The sequence below is a fragment of the Solwaraspora sp. WMMD406 genome, assembly GCF_029626025.1.
GTDB lineage: Bacteria > Actinomycetota > Actinomycetes > Mycobacteriales > Micromonosporaceae > Micromonospora_E.
On the sequence record NZ_JARUBF010000001.1, the window covers coordinates 3,464,852 to 3,482,673 of the forward strand.

Annotated in this window: 12 protein-coding genes and 1 pseudogene; 10 read left to right on the forward strand and 3 right to left on the reverse strand. The window is 71.1% G+C overall.

The genetic code is table 11. From position 1 onward, the window contains the following. Positions 1–21: 21 nt before the first annotated feature. The gene (locus O7632_RS15545) at positions 22–1,593 is read right to left on the reverse strand and encodes a hypothetical protein (protein ID WP_278115096.1); all 1,572 of its coding nucleotides are present in this window, start codon (positions 1,591–1,593) and stop codon (positions 22–24) included. Positions 1,594–1,875: 282 nt separating this feature from the next. Here O7632_RS15545 and O7632_RS15550 point away from each other — a divergent pair, with 282 nt between their 5' ends. Then, positions 1,876–2,775 carry an SDR family oxidoreductase gene (locus O7632_RS15550; RefSeq protein ID WP_278115098.1) on the forward strand — a complete coding sequence of 300 codons (900 nt, stop codon included), beginning with the start codon at positions 1,876–1,878 and terminating at the stop codon, positions 2,773–2,775. Between the two features lie 36 nt (positions 2,776–2,811). Here O7632_RS15550 and O7632_RS15555 read toward each other — a convergent pair whose 3' ends face one another. Continuing rightward, positions 2,812–3,465 (reverse strand): MBL fold metallo-hydrolase, encoded by a 654-nt coding sequence (locus tag O7632_RS15555; RefSeq protein ID WP_278115099.1) that lies wholly within the window; start codon positions 3,463–3,465, stop codon positions 2,812–2,814. A 207-nt stretch (positions 3,466–3,672) separates the two neighbouring features. Here O7632_RS15555 and rsgA point away from each other — a divergent pair, with 207 nt between their 5' ends. Then, entirely contained in the window at positions 3,673–4,740 is a 1,068-nt protein-coding gene (gene rsgA / locus O7632_RS15560) for a ribosome small subunit-dependent GTPase A (protein WP_278115100.1), read from the forward strand. 29 nt (positions 4,741–4,769) lie between these two features. On the opposite strand, the gene O7632_RS15565 is transcribed toward rsgA, so the two are convergent. Then, complete coding sequence (locus O7632_RS15565) at positions 4,770–5,843, reverse strand: LCP family protein (protein WP_278115101.1); 1,074 nt, start codon at positions 5,841–5,843, stop codon at positions 4,770–4,772. Positions 5,844–6,442: 599 nt separating this feature from the next. Between O7632_RS15565 and uvrA the strand changes: the two are divergent. The 8 genes and pseudogenes from uvrA to O7632_RS15605 all read left to right on the forward strand — a co-directional run. Continuing rightward, a pseudogene (gene uvrA / locus O7632_RS15570) lies at positions 6,443–9,346 on the forward strand (excinuclease ABC subunit UvrA); the annotation flags it as partial. Between the two features lie 373 nt (positions 9,347–9,719). After that, the gene (locus O7632_RS15575; RefSeq protein ID WP_278115103.1) at positions 9,720–10,205 is read left to right on the forward strand and encodes a Rieske (2Fe-2S) protein; all 486 of its coding nucleotides are present in this window, start codon (positions 9,720–9,722) and stop codon (positions 10,203–10,205) included. A 93-nt stretch (positions 10,206–10,298) separates the two neighbouring features. After that, positions 10,299–12,218, forward strand: coding sequence for an excinuclease ABC subunit UvrC (uvrC, locus tag O7632_RS15580; protein ID WP_278115104.1), 1,920 nt, complete (start codon positions 10,299–10,301; stop codon positions 12,216–12,218). Between the two features lie 211 nt (positions 12,219–12,429). Continuing rightward, positions 12,430–13,329 carry an RNase adapter RapZ gene (rapZ, locus tag O7632_RS15585; protein WP_278120072.1) on the forward strand — a complete coding sequence of 300 codons (900 nt, stop codon included), beginning with the start codon at positions 12,430–12,432 and terminating at the stop codon, positions 13,327–13,329. Then, positions 13,326–14,312, forward strand: coding sequence for a uridine diphosphate-N-acetylglucosamine-binding protein YvcK (gene yvcK, locus O7632_RS15590; RefSeq protein ID WP_278115106.1), 987 nt, complete (start codon positions 13,326–13,328; stop codon positions 14,310–14,312). The genes rapZ and yvcK overlap by 4 nt, the downstream gene beginning before the upstream one ends. Before the next feature lie 51 nt (positions 14,313–14,363). Then, entirely contained in the window at positions 14,364–15,344 is a 981-nt protein-coding gene (gene whiA, locus O7632_RS15595) for a DNA-binding protein WhiA (protein ID WP_278115107.1), read from the forward strand. 263 nt (positions 15,345–15,607) lie between these two features. Continuing rightward, positions 15,608–16,612 (forward strand): type I glyceraldehyde-3-phosphate dehydrogenase, encoded by a 1,005-nt coding sequence (gene gap, locus O7632_RS15600; RefSeq protein WP_278115109.1) that lies wholly within the window; start codon positions 15,608–15,610, stop codon positions 16,610–16,612. Continuing rightward, positions 16,609–17,814: a phosphoglycerate kinase gene (locus tag O7632_RS15605; protein ID WP_278115111.1), complete on the forward strand. Its 1,206-nt coding sequence runs from the start codon at positions 16,609–16,611 to the stop codon at positions 17,812–17,814. Before gap ends, O7632_RS15605 begins: the two co-directional genes overlap by 4 nt. The last annotated feature ends 8 nt before the right edge of the window (positions 17,815–17,822 follow it).

The window sequence follows — 17,822 nt, forward strand, 5'->3', positions numbered from 1 at the left end:
ATGTCGAGGGCGGGGTCGAGGTCAGCCGGTCGCCGGTACGCCGAACGGCAGCGCCATCGGCCTGCCCCAGGTACGCCACGGCGGGCAGGTCAGGCCGGGCCGGCCGGCGAGGAACCGGTCGACCTCGTGGTAGAAGGCGGGGGTGTCGGGCAGGTATGGGTGGGCCTCGCGGATCGGGCAGGCGTTGCGGGTGACCGGTAGCCGCCAGCCGTCGGGCATCAGTGGCAGGTCGGTCGCCGAGGTCACCGCGAGCGAGCGCACCCGTGGCGGCAGGGAGGTACGGAGGACGGCGGCGCCGCCGTTGGCCGGGGCGAGCAACTCGCGGGCCGCCGGTGCGTCGGGTTCGAAGTGGAAGTCGACCCAGTCGGAGATCGGCACCAGCAGGCGGAGCAGATCGCTGCCGACCCGACCTGGTCCGTTGCGCCCCGCCGGCAGGTAGTGGGCCGGGCTGTCCGGGAACGGGCCGATCAGGATCAGCGTGTCGACCCGGTCCGTCGCGTCGGTGGTCAGCGCCGCCCAGGCCACCCAGACGGCATGCGAATGGCTGGCGACGACCAGCGGACGGGGCAGGTCGCGGACTTGGTCGGCGAAGGTCTCGACCTGTTCGGCGAAGGGCCGTTGGGTGTCCGACCGCTGGTAGGGGGCGCCGGTGCGGATCGGGCAGGTGGCGCGGCCCTGCGGCTGGCCGTCGCCGGTGCCGGCGTAGGAGAAGTAGAAGGTCTGGGCGCAGGTATAGCCGAGCACATCGGTGCGGGTACCGAAGATGGTGCCCCGACCTGAGGCCGAGTTGATGCCGGACATCAGCAGGATCGATCCGGCGCGCGGTGGTGCCGGATCGGTCGGCCGGACCGTCCGGGTGGCGATGAACACCATGGTCGCGACGAGGAAGGCCGCTGTCGCGGCGACGAGTCGCAGCCGGGGATACGCGGGTGCCGGCCGGGACAGCAGCCGGATCGCCGTCGCGGTCAGCAGCCCGGACACCGGGACCGTCGCCACCGTGAGCGCGGGATACCGTTCGGCGAGCACCCCGACACCAACCAGCAGCACGACGTACGGGATGGTGACCCACACGCGCAGGCCGGTCCGCCAGCTCCGTCGCCAGGCGGACCGCAGCCGGGTGCTGCCCTGCCACGGCATCGGGGCGACGATCGCCGCGACCAGCGCCAGCACCCCGACGCCGGGCCAGAACAGCCGGGAGTAGAGCACCGCGGCGGCGATATAGGTGACCTCGGCGGCGAGCAGCAGGACCGGCAGCACCGCGAGGTAGATGGTGGCGGCCAGCCGGAGCCGTCGCCAGGTGAGCCCACCGAGCATCAGCGCGAGCACGCCGACCCGTACCGCGACGGCGCCGACCAGGCCGGCGGCGAACCACGGTACGGACGGTGCCCTGGTGAGCAGGAGCCGCAGGTCGGTGTAGAGGTCGATCGGGGGCATGGCGACCAGGTGTGCCAGTCCCGGCCATCGGGGCAGCACGCCGGTGACGGCCAGTACGGTCACCGTGCCGGTCGTCACGATCAGGGGCCAGAGACGCGGCGGTTCGTCCTGGCGGTCCGCCCGCCGTTCGTCGCCGCTCCCCGGCCGGTCCCCGCCCATCGCGCCCCTTCGACTTCCGCCGTTTCCGCCGCCGCCCATGCCCGCTCGGCCGGCACGTCGGCCCGTTGACGTCGGCCCGTTGACGTCGGCCCGTTGACGTCGGCCCGTTGACGTCGGCCCGTTGACGTCGGCCCGTCCGCGTCGGGCGACTGCCCGGTGTACCCGGTGGCAAACCCCCGTCTGCCCGGGGATCTGATCGCCGTCCGTGCCGGTTTTCGTCCCCGCTGGTACGGGTACGGGGTTTATCGACTCCGCCCGTCCGTACCGCGAGGTGAGAAGACCATGACCGACTCCCAGCACACCCGACAGGACCCGACGGAGCAGTACGGCCAGCGGCAGGGCCAGCCGACGCAGCAGCAGAACCCGCCCGGGACCAGCGCGAAGATGGACCCACGGCCCGACCACGGCGAAGAGAGCTACCAGGGCACCGGAAAGCTGACCGACCGGCGTGCCCTGATCACCGGCGGTGATTCCGGCATCGGCCGGGCGGTGGCGCTGGCGTTCGCCCGGGAAGGCGCGGACGTGGCCATCTCCTACCTGCCGCAGGAGGAGTCCGACGCCCGGGAGACGATCCGGCTGATCGAATCCGCCGGGCGTCGGGCCGTACCGCTGCCCGGTGACATCACCGACGAGCACCAGTGTCTCGACCTGGTGCGTCGGACGGTGGAGGAACTCGGCGGGATCGACATCCTGGTCAACAACGCGGCGTACCAGATGGCGCAGGAGAAGGGGATCGCGGAGATCTCCACCGAGCAGTTCGACCGCGTGCTCAAAACCAATCTGTACGCCATGTTCTGGATCTGCAAGGCGGCGATCCCGCACATGCCGGCGGGTTCCAGCATCATCAACACGTCGTCGATCCAGGCGTTCGACCCGTCGCCGCCGCTGCTGGACTACGCCACCACCAAGGCGGGGATCGTCAACTTCACCAAGGGTCTCGCCGCCAACCTGATCGATCAGGGCATCCGGGTCAACTCGGTGGCGCCCGGCCCGGTGTGGACGCCGCTGATCCCGGCGACCATGCCACCGGACGCGGTGGAGAAGTTCGGCACCCAGTCACCGATCGGCCGTCCGGCGCAGCCGGCCGAGCTGGCACCGTCGTTCGTCTTCTTCGCCTCGTCGGAGTCCAGCTACACCACGGGCGAGGTGCTGGCGGTCACCGGCGGCCGACGGACGGTTTAGGTCAATAGGAACAAAAGCCGCACCTGTCGAGTCGGCTCACCAGCCGCGCGCCCGCCACTGCGGCAGCGACGGCCGTTCGGTGCCGAGGGTCGAGTCCCGGCCGTGGCCGGGATAGAACCAGGTGTCGTCGGGGAGCCGGTCGAACAGTTTGCGTTGCACGTCGCCGATCAGCGATTCGAACGCCTGCCGGTCGCCCCGGGTGTTGCCGACGCCGCCGGGGAAAAGGGCATCTCCGGTGAAAAGGTGCGGGATTCCGCCCGGATCGCGGTAGAGCAGCGCGACCGAACCCGGCGTGTGCCCGACGAGGTGGACGACCTCCAGGTCGCTTTCGCCGACCCGGACCCGGTCGCCCTCGTCGATCGTGGCGGTGACCACCGGCAGCCCGTCGGCGTCGGCCGGATGGGCCAGGGACCCGGCGCCGGTGGCCGCCACCGTCTCCTCCAACGCCACCCAGTGGTCCATGTGCTGGTGGGTGGTGACGACGGTGGTCAGCCCGGCCGGGCCGATCAGTTCCAACAGCCGGGGCGCCTCGTTCGCGGCGTCGACGAGCACCTGCTCGCCGGTACGGCGGCAGCGCAGCAGATAGGCGTTGTTCGCCATCGGCCCGACCGCCACCTTGGTGATCGTCAACGCGTCCAGTTCCCGTACGTCGGGCGGTCCGCCGGGTGTGACGTCTCCCTGGTAGGACACGCGTCCTCCTGTGCTTCGCGGCCGGTCCGGAAATGGGTTTTCCGGGATGCCGGATGAAGGCTACCGTTGCCGTCAGACGCGTCAGGCAGGACTCAGGAAGGAGGTGGCGGCGGCCATGACGGTGCCCTGCGGTTCGCCCGCCGATCCTTTCACCCGGTGCCCACTCCGCCTCACCGGAGAGCACCCCTCAACCTGACAAGGGTTCTAATGAACTTCGATCTATCGTCCCTTGGCTGGGACGCCTTTTACCGTCATGCCCTCACCCCGTCCGACAGCCGCGATCAACCCGGCCGGGTGGCCCGGGTGGACCGCGGGGTCTGCACCGTACTCGTCGCCGACGGTCCGGTGCGGGCCAGTGTCGCCGGCGCCGTCCTCACCGCCGCCGCCAACGATCCGGTCGCCCTGCCCTGTGCCGGCGACTGGGTGACCGTGCGGACCTGGCCCGATCAGCGGATCACGGTGGAGCGGGTGTTGCCGCGCCGGACCGCGCTGGTACGCCGGACCGCCGACAAGGACTCCACCGGGCAGGTGCTGGCCGCCAACGTCGACGCCGCGGCGGTCGTCGAGCCGATGCATCCCTCGCCCGACGTCGGCCGGATCGAACGGTTCCTCGCCCTGGCCTGGGAATCCGGTGCCCAGCCGCTGGTGGTGTTGACCAAGTGTGACGCCGTCGTCGATCCGGACGTCGTGGTCCGGCAGGTCGCGGCGTCCGCGCCGGGAGTGCCGGTGCTGGCGGTGAGCGCCCAGCGCGGTGACGGTCTGGAGCAGGTGCGCCCGTACGTCGCCGCCGGCCGGACACTGGGGCTGCTCGGGCCGTCCGGTGCGGGCAAGTCGACCCTGGTGAACGCGTTGGCGCAGGCCGAGGTGATGGTCACCCAGACCATCCGGCGGGTGGACGGCAAGGGCCGACACACCACGACGTACCGCGCGTTGATCCCGATCCCCGGCGGTGGCACGGTCCTCGACACCCCGGGCGTCCGGGCGGTGGGGCTGCTGGCCGCCGCCGACGGGCTCGACGAGGCGTTCGCTGATGTCACCGAGCTCGCCGCCGCGTGCCGGTTCGGCGACTGCGGGCACGGCACCGAACCGGGTTGCGCGGTACGGGCCGCGCTGGAGTCCGGTGAGCTGCCGCCGCGCCGGTGGGAGAACTGGCAGCGGCTGCAGCGGGAGGTGGCCTACGAGATGCGCCGGCGTGACGTCCGGTTGGCCGCCGCCGAGCGGGCCAAGTGGAAGCGGATCACCAAGGAGCACCGGGGGCGTGGCCGGCCGGGGTGAGCGCTCCGTCCGGCCGACCCGCTGTCCGGTCAGCTGCCGGCGTCAGGGTTCTCCCGCAGCCACTCGTCCAGGTCGTCGTCGCGGATTGCCTGGTAGAGCGCGGCAACGCCGGACTCGTCCGGCAGGACGACGCTCTGGCCCCCGCGTTGGTCGGTGCCCGCCGACGGCGAGGTGAGCATCGTCAGGTCGCCGCTGCGCAGCTGCCGCAGCGCCCACACGGTGTCGAAGACGGAGGTGCTCTCGTCCACGCTCACCGCGTCGGCGGTGGCCCGCAAAAACGCGTTGAGTCGGCCGGGATCGGTGAGCAGTCCGCTGCTGCCGGCCCGGTCGACCACGGCCGCGATGATCTCCTGTTGGTGGCGCATCCGGGTGAAGTCGCCGTCGGCGAACTGCTTGCGCTGACGGGCGTAGTCCAGCGCGGTGTCGCCGTCCATCTGCCGCAGGCCGGCGTCGAACCGTCGATAGGGCGGATGCACCGAGGTGAACGCCTCGTCGACGGCGATCTCGATCCCACCGACGGCATCGACGATCTCGGCGAAACCGGCGAAGTCGATGAGGACCACGTGGTCGATCCGTACCCCGGTGAAGTCCTCGACGGTGCGGACCAGCAGGGGGGTGCCGCCCGTCGCGAAGGCCGCGTTGATCTTGTCTTCGCGCCCGGCGTCCGGCGTGTCGGGGTCGGGCACGGTGACCCAGGTGTCCCGGGGGATCGACACCATCTGCACGCTGTGCCGGTCGGCGGGCAGGTGAGCCAGGATGATGGTGTCGGTGCGTGACCCGGACGGATCTGGATCGCGGGAGTCGCTGCCGACGATCAGGAAGTTGGTCGCCTCGGTGACGGCCTTGGTCGGCCGTTGCGCCTCCGGCAGCGCGGAGAAGATCTCCACCTTGTCGACCCGCGACTCGACCGACCGGGCGTACAGCCAGCCGCCGGCGGCGACCCCGCCGATCACCAGCAGCAACACCAGTCCGACGATCAACAGGACGAGGCGCAGCCAGCGGGTGCCCCGGCGGGTGGCCGGCGGCCCGGTAGAGGGCCGGGGCGCGCCGGGTTGCGCGGGTGCGGGCGGGTCGACCTCGGTGGTGGCTGCCGGTTCGGACATGAGATCAGACGGTACGTCGCGATCGGCCGGGTCGACACCGCCGGCTCGGATGATTCCCGCCCGGTCCGGTACGGCAGCGGGGGGCCGACCCGTCCCACCCCCCGATCGGACGGGCCGGCCCGCTGACGCGTGGAGAACCCCCTGCTCCACGCGGGGTCGATGACAACCGCGACCCGCTACGTGGAGTATCGGCCGTGTGACGCCATCGTGTGGCGATATTTCGTCGGAAACGGCCGAGGATGCCCCGAACGGGCGACCATGGCGGCGGTGGCGGCGGGCGGTGGCGGTGTTCCGGCCGGTACCAGCTGGGACCCGACGCCGGTCGCCGGTCGGTGGGTCGCCCCCTGCGTCGAGGGCTGCGTCGTCGGCCGGGCCGACAGGTGCGTCGCCACCGGGCCGACCCGTCGACGGTGCGTGACGAGAATGTCGGACCCCGGGGCTACAGTTGCCGGGGCATTCGACGCGCCCCTGGACGCGCCCCGGACGCGCCCTGCTGGGGCCGCCCGGTGCCACGAGCTGGTCTCGACCTGGCACGACGCATTTCCATCAGATCGCATATCCATCAGATCGCATACTTCACCCTTCGGGAGCAGGCGGAAGTGGCCGACCGATTGATCATCCGTGGCGCGCGTGAGCACAATCTCCGTGACGTCAGCCTCGACCTGCCACGCGACGCGATGATCGTGTTCACCGGCCTGTCCGGTTCCGGCAAGTCGAGTCTCGCGTTCGACACGATCTTCGCCGAGGGCCAGCGACGATACGTGGAGTCACTGTCGTCGTACGCGCGGCAGTTTCTCGGTCAGATGGACAAGCCGGACGTCGACTTCATCGAAGGTCTGTCGCCGGCGGTCTCCATCGACCAGAAGTCGACCTCGCGCAACCCGCGCTCCACCGTCGGCACCATCACCGAGGTCTACGACTACCTGCGGTTGCTCTTCGCCCGGGTCGGTGAGCCGCACTGCCCGGTCTGCGGCGAGCGGATCTCCCGGCAGAGCCCGCAGCAAATCGTGGACCGGGTCCTGGCGATGGCGGAGGGCACCCGGTTCATGGTGCTCGCGCCGGTCGTCCGGGGCCGCAAGGGCGAATACGTCGACCTCTTCGCCGATCTGCAGGCCAAGGGGTACGCGCGGGCCCGGGTCGACGGGGTGGTCCACCCGCTCACCGAACCGCCCAAGCTCAAGAAGCAGGAGAAGCACACCATCGAGGTGGTGGTCGACCGACTCACTGTCAAGGCGAGCGCCCGACGCCGGCTGACCGACTCGGTGGAGTCCGCGCTCGGCCTGGCCGGCGGCATCGTCCTGCTGGACTTCGTCGACCTCGCCGAGGACGACCCCGGCCGGGAACGGCGCTTCTCCGAGCACCTGGCCTGCCCCAATGACCACCCGCTGGCGATCGAGGACCTGGAGCCGCGGGTCTTCTCCTTCAACGCGCCGTACGGTGCCTGCCCCGAGTGTGTCGGCCTGGGCACCAAGAAGGAAGTCGACGCCGAACTGGTCGTACCCGACCTGGAGCGCACCCTGCGGGACGGGGCGATCCAGCCGTGGTCCGGTGGGCAGACCCAGGAGTACTTCCTGCGGCTGCTCGCCGCGCTCGGCGAGGCCGAGCACTTCGACCTCGACACCCCGTGGCGCAAGCTGCCGACCCGGGCGCAGAAGACGATTCTCTACGGCTCCGACGACCAGGTCCACGTCCGCTACCGCAACAAGTACGGGCGGGAGCGCTCCTACTTCACCGGCTTCGAAGGCGTGGTGCAGTGGATCGAGCGGCGGCACACCGACACCGAGTCGGACTGGTCCCGGGAGAAGTACGAAGGCTACATGCGCGACGTGCCCTGCGGGTCCTGCGGCGGGGCGCGGCTCAAACCGGAGGTCCTGGCGGTCACCGTGGCCGGCAAGAACATCGCCGAGGTGACCGGACTGTCCGTCGGTGACTGCGCCGACCTGCTGGCCGGGTTGACGTTGACCGACCGGCAGAAGCTGATCGCCGAGCGGGTGCTCAAGGAGATCAACGCCCGGCTGCGGTTCCTGGTCGACGTCGGCCTGGACTACCTGTCGCTGGACCGGCCGGCGGGCAGCCTGTCCGGTGGGGAAGCCCAGCGGATCCGGCTCGCCACCCAGATCGGGTCCGGCCTGGTCGGGGTGCTGTACGTGCTCGACGAGCCGTCCATCGGCCTGCACCAGCGCGACAACCACCGGTTGATCGATACGCTGGTCCGGTTGCGGGGGCTCGGCAACACCCTGATCGTGGTGGAGCACGACGAGGACACCATCCGGATCGCCGACTGGATCGTCGACATCGGCCCGGGCGCGGGCGAGCACGGCGGTCGGATCGTGCACAGCGGCTCGGTCGACGAGCTGCTGGCCAACGACGAGTCGCTGACCGGGGCATACCTGTCCGGGCGGCGGGTCATCCCGGTCCCGGCCAGCCGCCGACCGGTGACCCCCGGTCGGGAACTGGTGGTGCACGGGGCGCGGGAACACAACCTGCGCAACCTGACGGTGCCGTTCCCCCTCGGCCAGTTGATCGCGGTCACCGGGGTCAGCGGCTCGGGCAAGTCGACGCTGGTCAACGACATTCTCTACACCGTGCTGGCCAACCAGATCAACAATGCCCGGTTGGTGCCGGGGCGGCACACCCGGATCAGCGGACTGGACCACGTCGACAAGGTCGTCGGGGTCGACCAGTCGCCGATCGGGCGCACCCCGCGGTCCAACCCGGCGACGTACACCGGGGTGTTCGATCACATCCGCCGGTTGTTCGCCGAGACCACCGAGGCCAAGGTCCGTGGCTACGGTCCGGGACGGTTCTCGTTCAACGTCAAGGGCGGCCGGTGCGAGGCGTGTTCCGGTGACGGCACGATCAAGATCGAGATGAACTTCCTGCCGGACGTCTACGTCCCCTGCGAGGTGTGCAAGGGGGCGCGGTACAACCGGGAGACCCTCGAAGTCCACTACAAGGGCCGTACCATCGCCGAGATCCTGCAGATGCCGATCGAGGAGGCGGCCGACTTCTTCGAGCCGATCCCGGCCATCCACCGGCACCTCAAGACCCTGGTCGACGTCGGCCTGGGCTACGTACGGCTGGGTCAGCCCGCGCCGACGCTTTCCGGCGGTGAGGCCCAACGGGTCAAGCTCGCCTCCGAGTTGCAGAAGCGGTCGACCGGACGGACCGTGTACGTCCTCGACGAGCCGACCACCGGGCTGCACTTCGAAGACATCCGCAAACTGTTGACCGTGCTCTCCGGCCTGGTCGACAAGGGCAACACGGTCGTGGTGATCGAGCACAACCTCGATGTCATCAAGACCGCCGACTGGCTGATCGACATGGGTCCCGAAGGCGGCTACCGGGGCGGTACGGTGGTCGCCGCCGGTACCCCGGAGGAGATCGCCGAGGTGCCCGAGAGCCACACCGGGGCGTTTCTCCGTCCGGTGCTCGGGCTCACCGGTGCCGCCGGCGGGGCGTCCGCCGCGTCCGCCCGCGCCGCCACGGCCAACGGCGCGTCCGGCCGTGCGGCCCGTGCAGCGGCCAAGACGTCGGCAACGGCAGCGGCCAAGACGTCGGCCAAGACGTCGGCAACGGCAGCGGCCAAGACGTCGGCCAAGACGTCGGCAACGGCAGCGGCCAAGACGTCGGCCAAGACGTCGGCAACGGCAGCGGCCAAGACGTCGGCAACGGCGAAGCGTGGCTCCGGCGCGCGGCGGGCCACCGGATCGGCTGTACAGCGTTGACACAGCGATCGCACAGCGGGCTCCAGGACTCACCCAGAATCATGGTCCCTGCCGGCATTTCGGGATGAACCGATCGTGACGTGTCCCCGTGTCTACCGGCGTGGCCGCGGACGACCAGCCGTGGCAACTGATCAGAGAGGTTTCCCGTATGACTGAGCACCAGACGACGACCGATCCCCGGATGACCAGCCGCCGCCATGTGCTGCTCGGCGTGGGCGGGGTCGGGGCGACCGTCGCGTTGGCCGCCTGCGGCACCGACACCGACGACGCTTCGGAGACCCCGAATACGCCGATCGACGGCGGTGCGACGACCGGCGGTGCGACGGGCGGTACCACCGACGGCGACGCGTCGGCGTTGACCACCACCAGCGAGGTGCCGGTCGGTGGCGGCGTGATCTTCGCCGCGCAGGGTGTCGTGGTGACCCAGCCCACCGAAGGCGAGTTCAAGGCCTTCAGCAACATCTGTACGCACCAGCAGTGCCCGGTCGCCAATCTCGACGGTGGGACCATCAACTGCACCTGCCACTTCAGCGCCTTCTCCATCTCCGACGGCTCGGTCGTCTCCGGACCGGCACCGGCACCACTGGAGGAGAAGTCGGTCACCGTCGACGGCGAGAACATCTCGGTGGCCTGATACGGGACACGACGCGCGGCCGCCCGCATCCACGGTGTCCGGCGGCCGCGCGGACCGACCGTACTGTCACCGCCCTGCACTACGCTGACGGTGATGGCAGATCCGTCCAGCTACCGTCCCGCCCCCGGCACGATCCCGGACGCCCCGGGGGTCTACCGCTTCCGTGATCCCGGCGGCCGCGTCATCTACGTCGGCAAGGCCAAGAGCCTGCGGAGCCGGCTCAACTCGTACTTCGGCGACCTCTGGCAGCTGCACCAACGGACTCAGCAGATGGTGACCACCGCCGCGTCCGTCGACTGGGTGACCGTCGGCAGCGAGGTCGAGGCGCTGCAGCTCGAATACCTGTGGATCAAGGAGTACGACCCACGGTTCAACGTCCGCTACCGCGACGACAAGTCCTATCCCTACCTGGCCGTGACACTCGACGAGGAGTTCCCCCGGCTGCAGGTGATGCGCGGTGCCAAACGCAAAGGCGTGCGCTACTTCGGACCGTACTCGCACGCCTGGGCCATCCGGGAGACCCTCGACCTGCTGCTGCGGGTGTTCCCGGCCCGGACCTGCTCGGCCGGGGTGTTCCGCAACGCCGCCCAGATCGGCCGGCCGTGCCTGCTCGGTGACATCGGCAAGTGCTCGGCACCGTGCGTCGGCCGGGTCGACGCGGCCGAGCACCGGGGAATCGTCGAGGAGTTCTGCGACTTCATGGCCGGGCGCACCGACAGCATGGTGCGCCGGCTGGAACGCGACATGCGCGCAGCTTCGGACGCCCTGGAGTTCGAGCGGGCCGCCCGGCTGCGCGACGACGTGGCCGCCCTGCGCAAAGCCATGGAGAAACAGACCGTGGTGCTCGGCGACGGCACCGACGCCGACGTGGTCGCCTTCGCCGAGGATCCGCTCGAAGCGGCGGTGCAGGTGTTCCACGTCCGGGGAGGCCGGGTTCGGGGCCAACGCGGCTGGGTGGTGGAGAAGGTCGAGGAGTTGACCACGGCCGACCTCGTGCACCACTTCTGCACCCAGGTGTACGGTGCCGAGCAGGGCGAGACCGACGTTCCCCGCGAGCTGCTGGTGCCCGCGCTTCCGCCCGACGCCGACGCCCTCGCCGACTGGCTCACCACCCGCCGTGGCTCGCGGGTCAGCCTGCGGGTGCCGCGACGCGGCGACAAGCGGGCCCTGATGGAAACCGTCGCCCGCAACGCCGGCGAGGCGTTGACCCGGCACAAGCTGCGCCGGTCCAGCGACCTGACCACCCGTGGCCAGGCCCTCGAAGAGATCGCCGAGGCGCTGGCGCTGTCCGCCGCCCCGTTGCGGATCGAGTGTTTCGACGTCTCCCAGATCCAGGGCACCGACGTGGTGGCCAGTCTCGTGGTCTTCGAAGACGGCCTGCCGCGTAAGGGGGAGTACCGCCGGTTCGCCGTCCGGGGCGCGACCGACGACCTGTCCGCGATGAGCGAGGTGCTGCGCCGCCGGTTCGCCCGCCACCGTGGCGCGGGCGAGCCGGCCCGGCCGGACGGTCCCGCCGGCGTGGACCCGGAGACCGGGCGGCCGCGCCGGTTCGCGTACCCGCCGCAGTTGATCGTGGTGGACGGCGGCGCGCCGCAGGTGCAGGCCGCAGCGCTCGTCCTCGCGGAGCTGGGCGTCGACGACGTCGCGCTGTGCGGGCTGGCCAAGCGGCTGGAGGAGGTCTGGTTGCCCAACGAGGAGTTCCCGGTGATCCTGCCGCGCACCTCGGAAGGGCTCTACCTGCTGCAGCGGATCAGGGACGAGGCGCACCGGTTCGCCATCACCTACCACCGGCAGCGCCGGTCCAAGCGGATGGTCGCTTCCGGGTTGGACCAGGTGCCGGGCCTGGGCGAGGTCCGGCGTAAGGCGTTGCTGCGGCACTTCGGATCCGTCCGCAAACTCGCCGCCGCCAGCGTCGACGAGATCGTCGAGGTACCCGGGATCGGGCGGCGGACCGCGGAGACGATCGTCGCGCTGCTCGCCGGGTCGTCGGATAACGTCGCCAATCGCCCTTAGAATCCGTACGTGGTGCCGGTCGACGCGCGCTCGCGCGTCAGCACCGCAGGGCGGGAGGACCGTGAGGCACAGCAGCCTGAGCTCGGGTGACGACGTGACCCGGCAGACCACCGATGCCGCCCCAGTGCCCGGTGACGACCTGGCCGACGCCGGGGCCGACGCGGACCTGCCCGGTGACGATCTGGCCGGTGACGACCTGGCCGGCAGCGCGATGCACGACGGCGGACCCTCCGTCGTGTCCGGTGAACCGACCGAGGCCCGCCTCGTCGTGGTCACCGGCGTGTCCGGCGGGGGCCGCAGCACCGTCGCCAGGGCGCTGGAGAACGTCGGCTTCTACGTGGTCGACAACCTGCCGCAGGCGTTGATGCTGGACATGGCCGAGTTGGCGATGCGGGCCGGCGGGGCCGCCCGGCACACCGCCATGGTGCTCGACGTCCGCAGCCGGGCGTTCTCCACCGACCTGGCCGGGGCGATCCGGGCCTTGAAGGACCGTGGCTACCAGCCCCGGGTCGTCTTCGTCGACGCCGCCGCCGACGTGCTGATCCGCCGGTTCGAAAGCGTACGGCGCTCGCATCCGTTGCAGGGCGACGGACGCCTGGCCGACGGGATCGCGGCCGAACGTGAACTGCTGGCCGAGGCCCGCGAACAGGCCGACGTGATCATCGACACCAGCCACCTCAACGAGAACCAGCTCCGTCGCCGGGTCGAGGAGCTGTTCGGCGGGGAGGACGCCCGGCGGCTGCGGGTCACCGTGTTGTCCTTCGGCTTCAAGTACGGCCTCCCACCGGACGCCGACTTCGTGATCGACGCCCGGTTCCTACCCAACCCGTACTGGGTGCCCGAACTGCGGGAATACACCGGCCGGGAGGCGTCGGTCAGCGGCTACGTCCTCAGCCAGGCCGGGGCGGACGACTTCGTCCGCGGCTACGCCGAGCTGATCAACGCCACCACCACCGGCTTCGAACGGGAAGGCAAGCGCTACCTGACCGTGGCGGTCGGTTGCACCGGCGGCAAGCACCGCAGCGTGGCGATCGCCGAGGAACTCGCGGTCCGCCTGCGCCAGGCCCGGCTGTCGGTCAACGCCCAGCACCGCGACCTGGGGCGCGAGTGACGGCACTGCGGGTGGTGGCCTTCGGCGGCGGGCACGGCCTGGCGGCGTCGCTCCGCGCGCTGCGCCACGTGACCGGCCAGTTGGAGCTGGAGATCACCGCCGTGGTGACGGTCGGCGACGACGGCGGATCCAGCGGCCGGCTGCGGGCCGACCGGGGCGCGCTGCCCCCGGGTGACCTGCGCCAGGCCCTCGCCGCGCTGGCCGGCCCGGGGGCCGACGACCAGTTGACCGCCGAGCTGTTCCAGCACCGGTTCGTGCCGGTGCCCGGCGAGGCGCCGGCCGGCGACCGCCCCGATCCGCTGACCGGGCACGCCGTCGGCAACCTGGTGCTCTGCGGACTGATGGAACTTCTCGGTGACCCGGTGGCCGCCCTGGACCACGTCGGCCGGCTGCTCGGCGCGACCGGACGGGTGCTGCCGATGTCCTGCGAGCCGGTGTCGATCGAGGCCGACGTGCGTGGCGGTGACCCGTACCGGCCGACCGAGGTGGTCACCATCCGGGGGCAGCACGCCGTCGCGGTCACCCGGGGGCGGGTCGAATCGGTGCGGCTGCTGCCCAAGACGCCCGGCGCCTGCTCGCCGGCGGTCCGGGCCGTGCAGACCGCCGACTGGCTGATTTTCGGACCGGGGAGCTGGTACACGAGCGTGATTCCGCACCTGCTGGTGCCGGACCTCGCCGCCGCGATCGTGGCGAGCCCGGCCCGCCGGCTGGTGACCCTCAACCTCGCCGCCGAGAAGGAGACCCTCGGGTTGTCGGTCGCCGATCACCTCGCCGCGTTGAGCTGGTACCTGCCGGAACTGCGGGTCGACGCGGTTTTGGCGGACGGCAAGGCGGTCGGCGACCCCGAGCCGGTGAGGCGTGCGGCAGAATCGCTGGGTGCGTGTTTGACGCTCGCCCCGCTGGCGGTCGCCGACGGCAGCCCCCGGCACGATCCCGCCGCGCTGGGGGCAGCCCTGGTGCCTGTCCTGGGTTCCGCTCGTTAAGCACGTACGTATCGGCACACGTCGGAACCGGCCCCGTGAGGTGAAGTGACAATGGCGATGACCGCTGCCGTCAAGGACGAGCTCAGCCGGGTCGACGTACCCAAGCCGTGCTGCCGGCGCGCCGAGATGGCGGCGCTGCTGCGGTTCTCCGGCGGGCTGCACATCGTCGCCGGCCGGGTCGTCGTCGAGGCCGAACTCGACACCAACTCGGTGGCCCGCCGGCTGCGTCGGGAAGTGGCCGACGTCTACGGCTATCCGAGCGAGATCCACGTACTCAGCCCCAGTGGTCTGCGGAAAGGGAGCCACTACATCATCCGGGTGGTGTCCGACGGTGAGGCGTTGGCGCGCCAGACCGGGCTGCTCGACGTACGCGGCCGTCCGGTGCGGGGGCTGCCGCCGCACCTGGTGTCGGCCAGCGTGTGCTGCGCGGTGTCCGCCTGGCGGGGGGCGTTCATGTCGCACGGATCACTGACCGAACCGGGGCGCTCCAGTGCGTTGGAGATCACCTGTCCCGGGCCGGAGTCGGCGTTGGCTCTGGTCGGCTCGGCCCGCCGGATCGGCATCACCGCCAAGGCGCGGGAGGTGCGCGGGGTGGACCGGGTCGTGGTCAAGGACGGCGACGCGATCGCCGCGCTGCTCACCCGGATCGGCGCGCACGCCAGCGTGCTGGCCTGGGAGGAGCGGCGGGTACGCCGGGAGGTGCGGGCGACGGCCAACCGGTTGGCCAACTTCGACGACGCCAACCTGCGCAGGTCGGCGCGGGCGGCGGTGGCCGCCGCGGCCCGGGTGACCCGGGCGTTGGAGATCCTCGCCGACGACGCGCCCCGGCACCTGACCTCGGCCGGCCGGCTGCGGCTGGAGCACCGGCAGGCGTCCCTGGAGGAACTGGGCGCGTTGGCCGATCCGCCGCTGACCAAGGACGCGATCGCCGGGCGGATCCGGCGGCTGCTGGCGCTGGCCGACAAGCGGGCCCGCGATCTCGGCATTCCGGACACCGAGGACGCGGTGACGGCGGAGATGCTCGTCGGGTGAACACCTGTCGGGAACCCGGGTGAGCGGACGCCCCGGCGCAACGCGGCACGGGCTTCTCGGATAGGGTCAGCAGTGTACGGCGACGGGGCCGGCACCCGGCCCTCCCGCCGCGACCACCGCCTCGGGTGTTCCGCCCGAGCCGCGTACGGCTGCGGCGTGACCGGCCGAGTTGATCAGATCGGCGCCCGGCCCGCCACGCGGTCGGCGCACACCAATCCGTCCGGCTCCGGCCCGGACGGGCGAGAAGCAAGGAGATGGGACCTGTGACCATCCGGGTTGGCATCAACGGCTTCGGCCGTATCGGCCGTAACTTCACGCGGGCGGTGCTCGCCTCCGGCGCGGACATCCAGATCGTCGCCTTCAACGACCTGGGTGACACCGCGACCACCGCGCACCTGCTCAAGTACGACAGCATCCTGGGCCGGCTGCCGCAGGAGGTGAAGGCCAGCGGTGACGAGATCACCGTCGGTGGCCACACCATCAAGGCGCTCGCCGAGCGGGACCCGGCCAAGCTGCCCTGGGGCGACCTCGGCGCCGACGTGGTGATCGAGTCGACCGGTTTCTTCACCGACGCCACCAAGGCCAAGGCGCACGTCGACGGCGGCGCCAAGAAGGTCATCATCTCGGCCCCGGCCAAGAACGAGGACTTCACCGTCGTGCTCGGTGTCAACGACGACAAGTACGACCCGGCCAACCACACGATCATCTCGAACGCCTCCTGCACCACCAACTGCCTCGCCCCGATGGCCAAGGTGCTGCAGGACACGTTCGGCATCGAGCGCGGTCTGATGACCACGATCCACGCGTACACCCAGGACCAGAACCTGCAGGACGGCCCGCACTCCGACCTGCGTCGGGCCCGTGCCGCCGCGCTGAACATCGTGCCGACCTCGACCGGTGCGGCCAAGGCGATCGGCCTGGTGCTGCCGGAGCTCAAGGGCAAGCTGGACGGCTACGCGCTACGGGTGCCGATCCCGACCGGCTCGGCCACCGACCTGACCGTCACCGTCGGCCGGGAGACCACTGTCGAAGAGGTCAACGCCGCGGTCAAGGCCGCCGCGCAGGGCCCCCTCGCCGGCATCCTCACCTACACCGAGGACCCGATCGTGTCGGCCGACATCGTCACCGACCCGGCGTCGTGCATCTTCGACTCCGGTCTGACCAAGGTGATCGGCGACCAGGTCAAGGTCGTCGGCTGGTACGACAACGAGTGGGGCTACTCCAACCGTCTGGTGGACCTGGTCAAGCTGGTGGGCGCGTCGCTGTGAGCCAGGTATCCACTCTCGACGATCTGCTCGCCGAGGGTGTGTCGGGTCGGCGCGTGCTGCTGCGCGCCGACCTGAACGTCCCCTTCGCGAAGGACGACCTGGGGGTCATCGCCGACGACGGCCGGATCCGGGCGGTGCTGCCCACCTTGACCGCGCTGCGTGACGCCGGCGCGGCCGTGGTGGTCTGCTCCCACCTGGGCCGCCCCAAGGGCGCCCCGGACCCGAAGTACACCCTCGCCCCGGTCGCCGCCCGGCTCGGTGAGCTGCTCGGCACGCCGGTCGCGTTCGCCACCGACACCGTCGGCGAGTCGGCGCGGGCCACCGTCGCCGACCTGGCCGCCGGCCAGGTCGCGCTGCTGGAGAACCTTCGCTTCAACCCGGGGGAGACCAGCAAGGACGCCGACGAGCGGGGCGCGTTCGCCGACCAGTTGGCGGCGTTCGCCGACGCCTACGTCGACGACGCGTTCGGCGCCGTGCACCGCAAGCACGCCAGCGTGTACGACGTACCGGCGCGGCTGCCGCACGTGGCCGGCAAGCTGGTGCACCGCGAGGTCGAGGTGCTCGGCAAGCTGACCGGCGCGCCGGAGCGGCCGTACGTGGTGGTGCTCGGCGGGTCGAAGGTCTCCGACAAGCTCGCCGTCATCGAGGCGCTGCTGCCCACGGTCGACAAGCTGCTGGTCGGCGGCGGCATGTGTTTCACCTTCCTCAAGGCCCAGGGCCACGAGGTCGGCAAGTCGCTGCTGGAGACCGAGATGGTCGACACCTGCCGTGAGCTGCTGGAGCGCGGCGCCGGCAAGATCGTGCTGCCGGTCGACGTGGTGGCCGCCACCGCGTTCGCCGCCGACGCCGACCACGACGTGGTCGACGCCGCCGCGATCCCCGCCGACCGGCTCGGCCTGGACATCGGCCCGCGCAGCGTCGCCGCGTTCGCCGAAGCCCTCGCCGGAGCGCGGACGGTGTTCTGGAACGGCCCGATGGGCGTGTTCGAGCTGGCACCGTTCGCCGCCGGCACCCGGGGCGTCGCCGAGGCGATCACCAAGGTCGACGGCTTCACTGTCGTCGGCGGCGGCGACTCGGCGGCCGCCGTCCGCACCCTCGGTCTCGACGAGTCCGCCTTCGGGCACATCTCGACCGGCGGGGGCGCCTCGCTGGAGTACCTGGAGGGCAAGACCCTTCCCGGCATCGCCGCCTTGGAGAAGTGAGAGCAGTG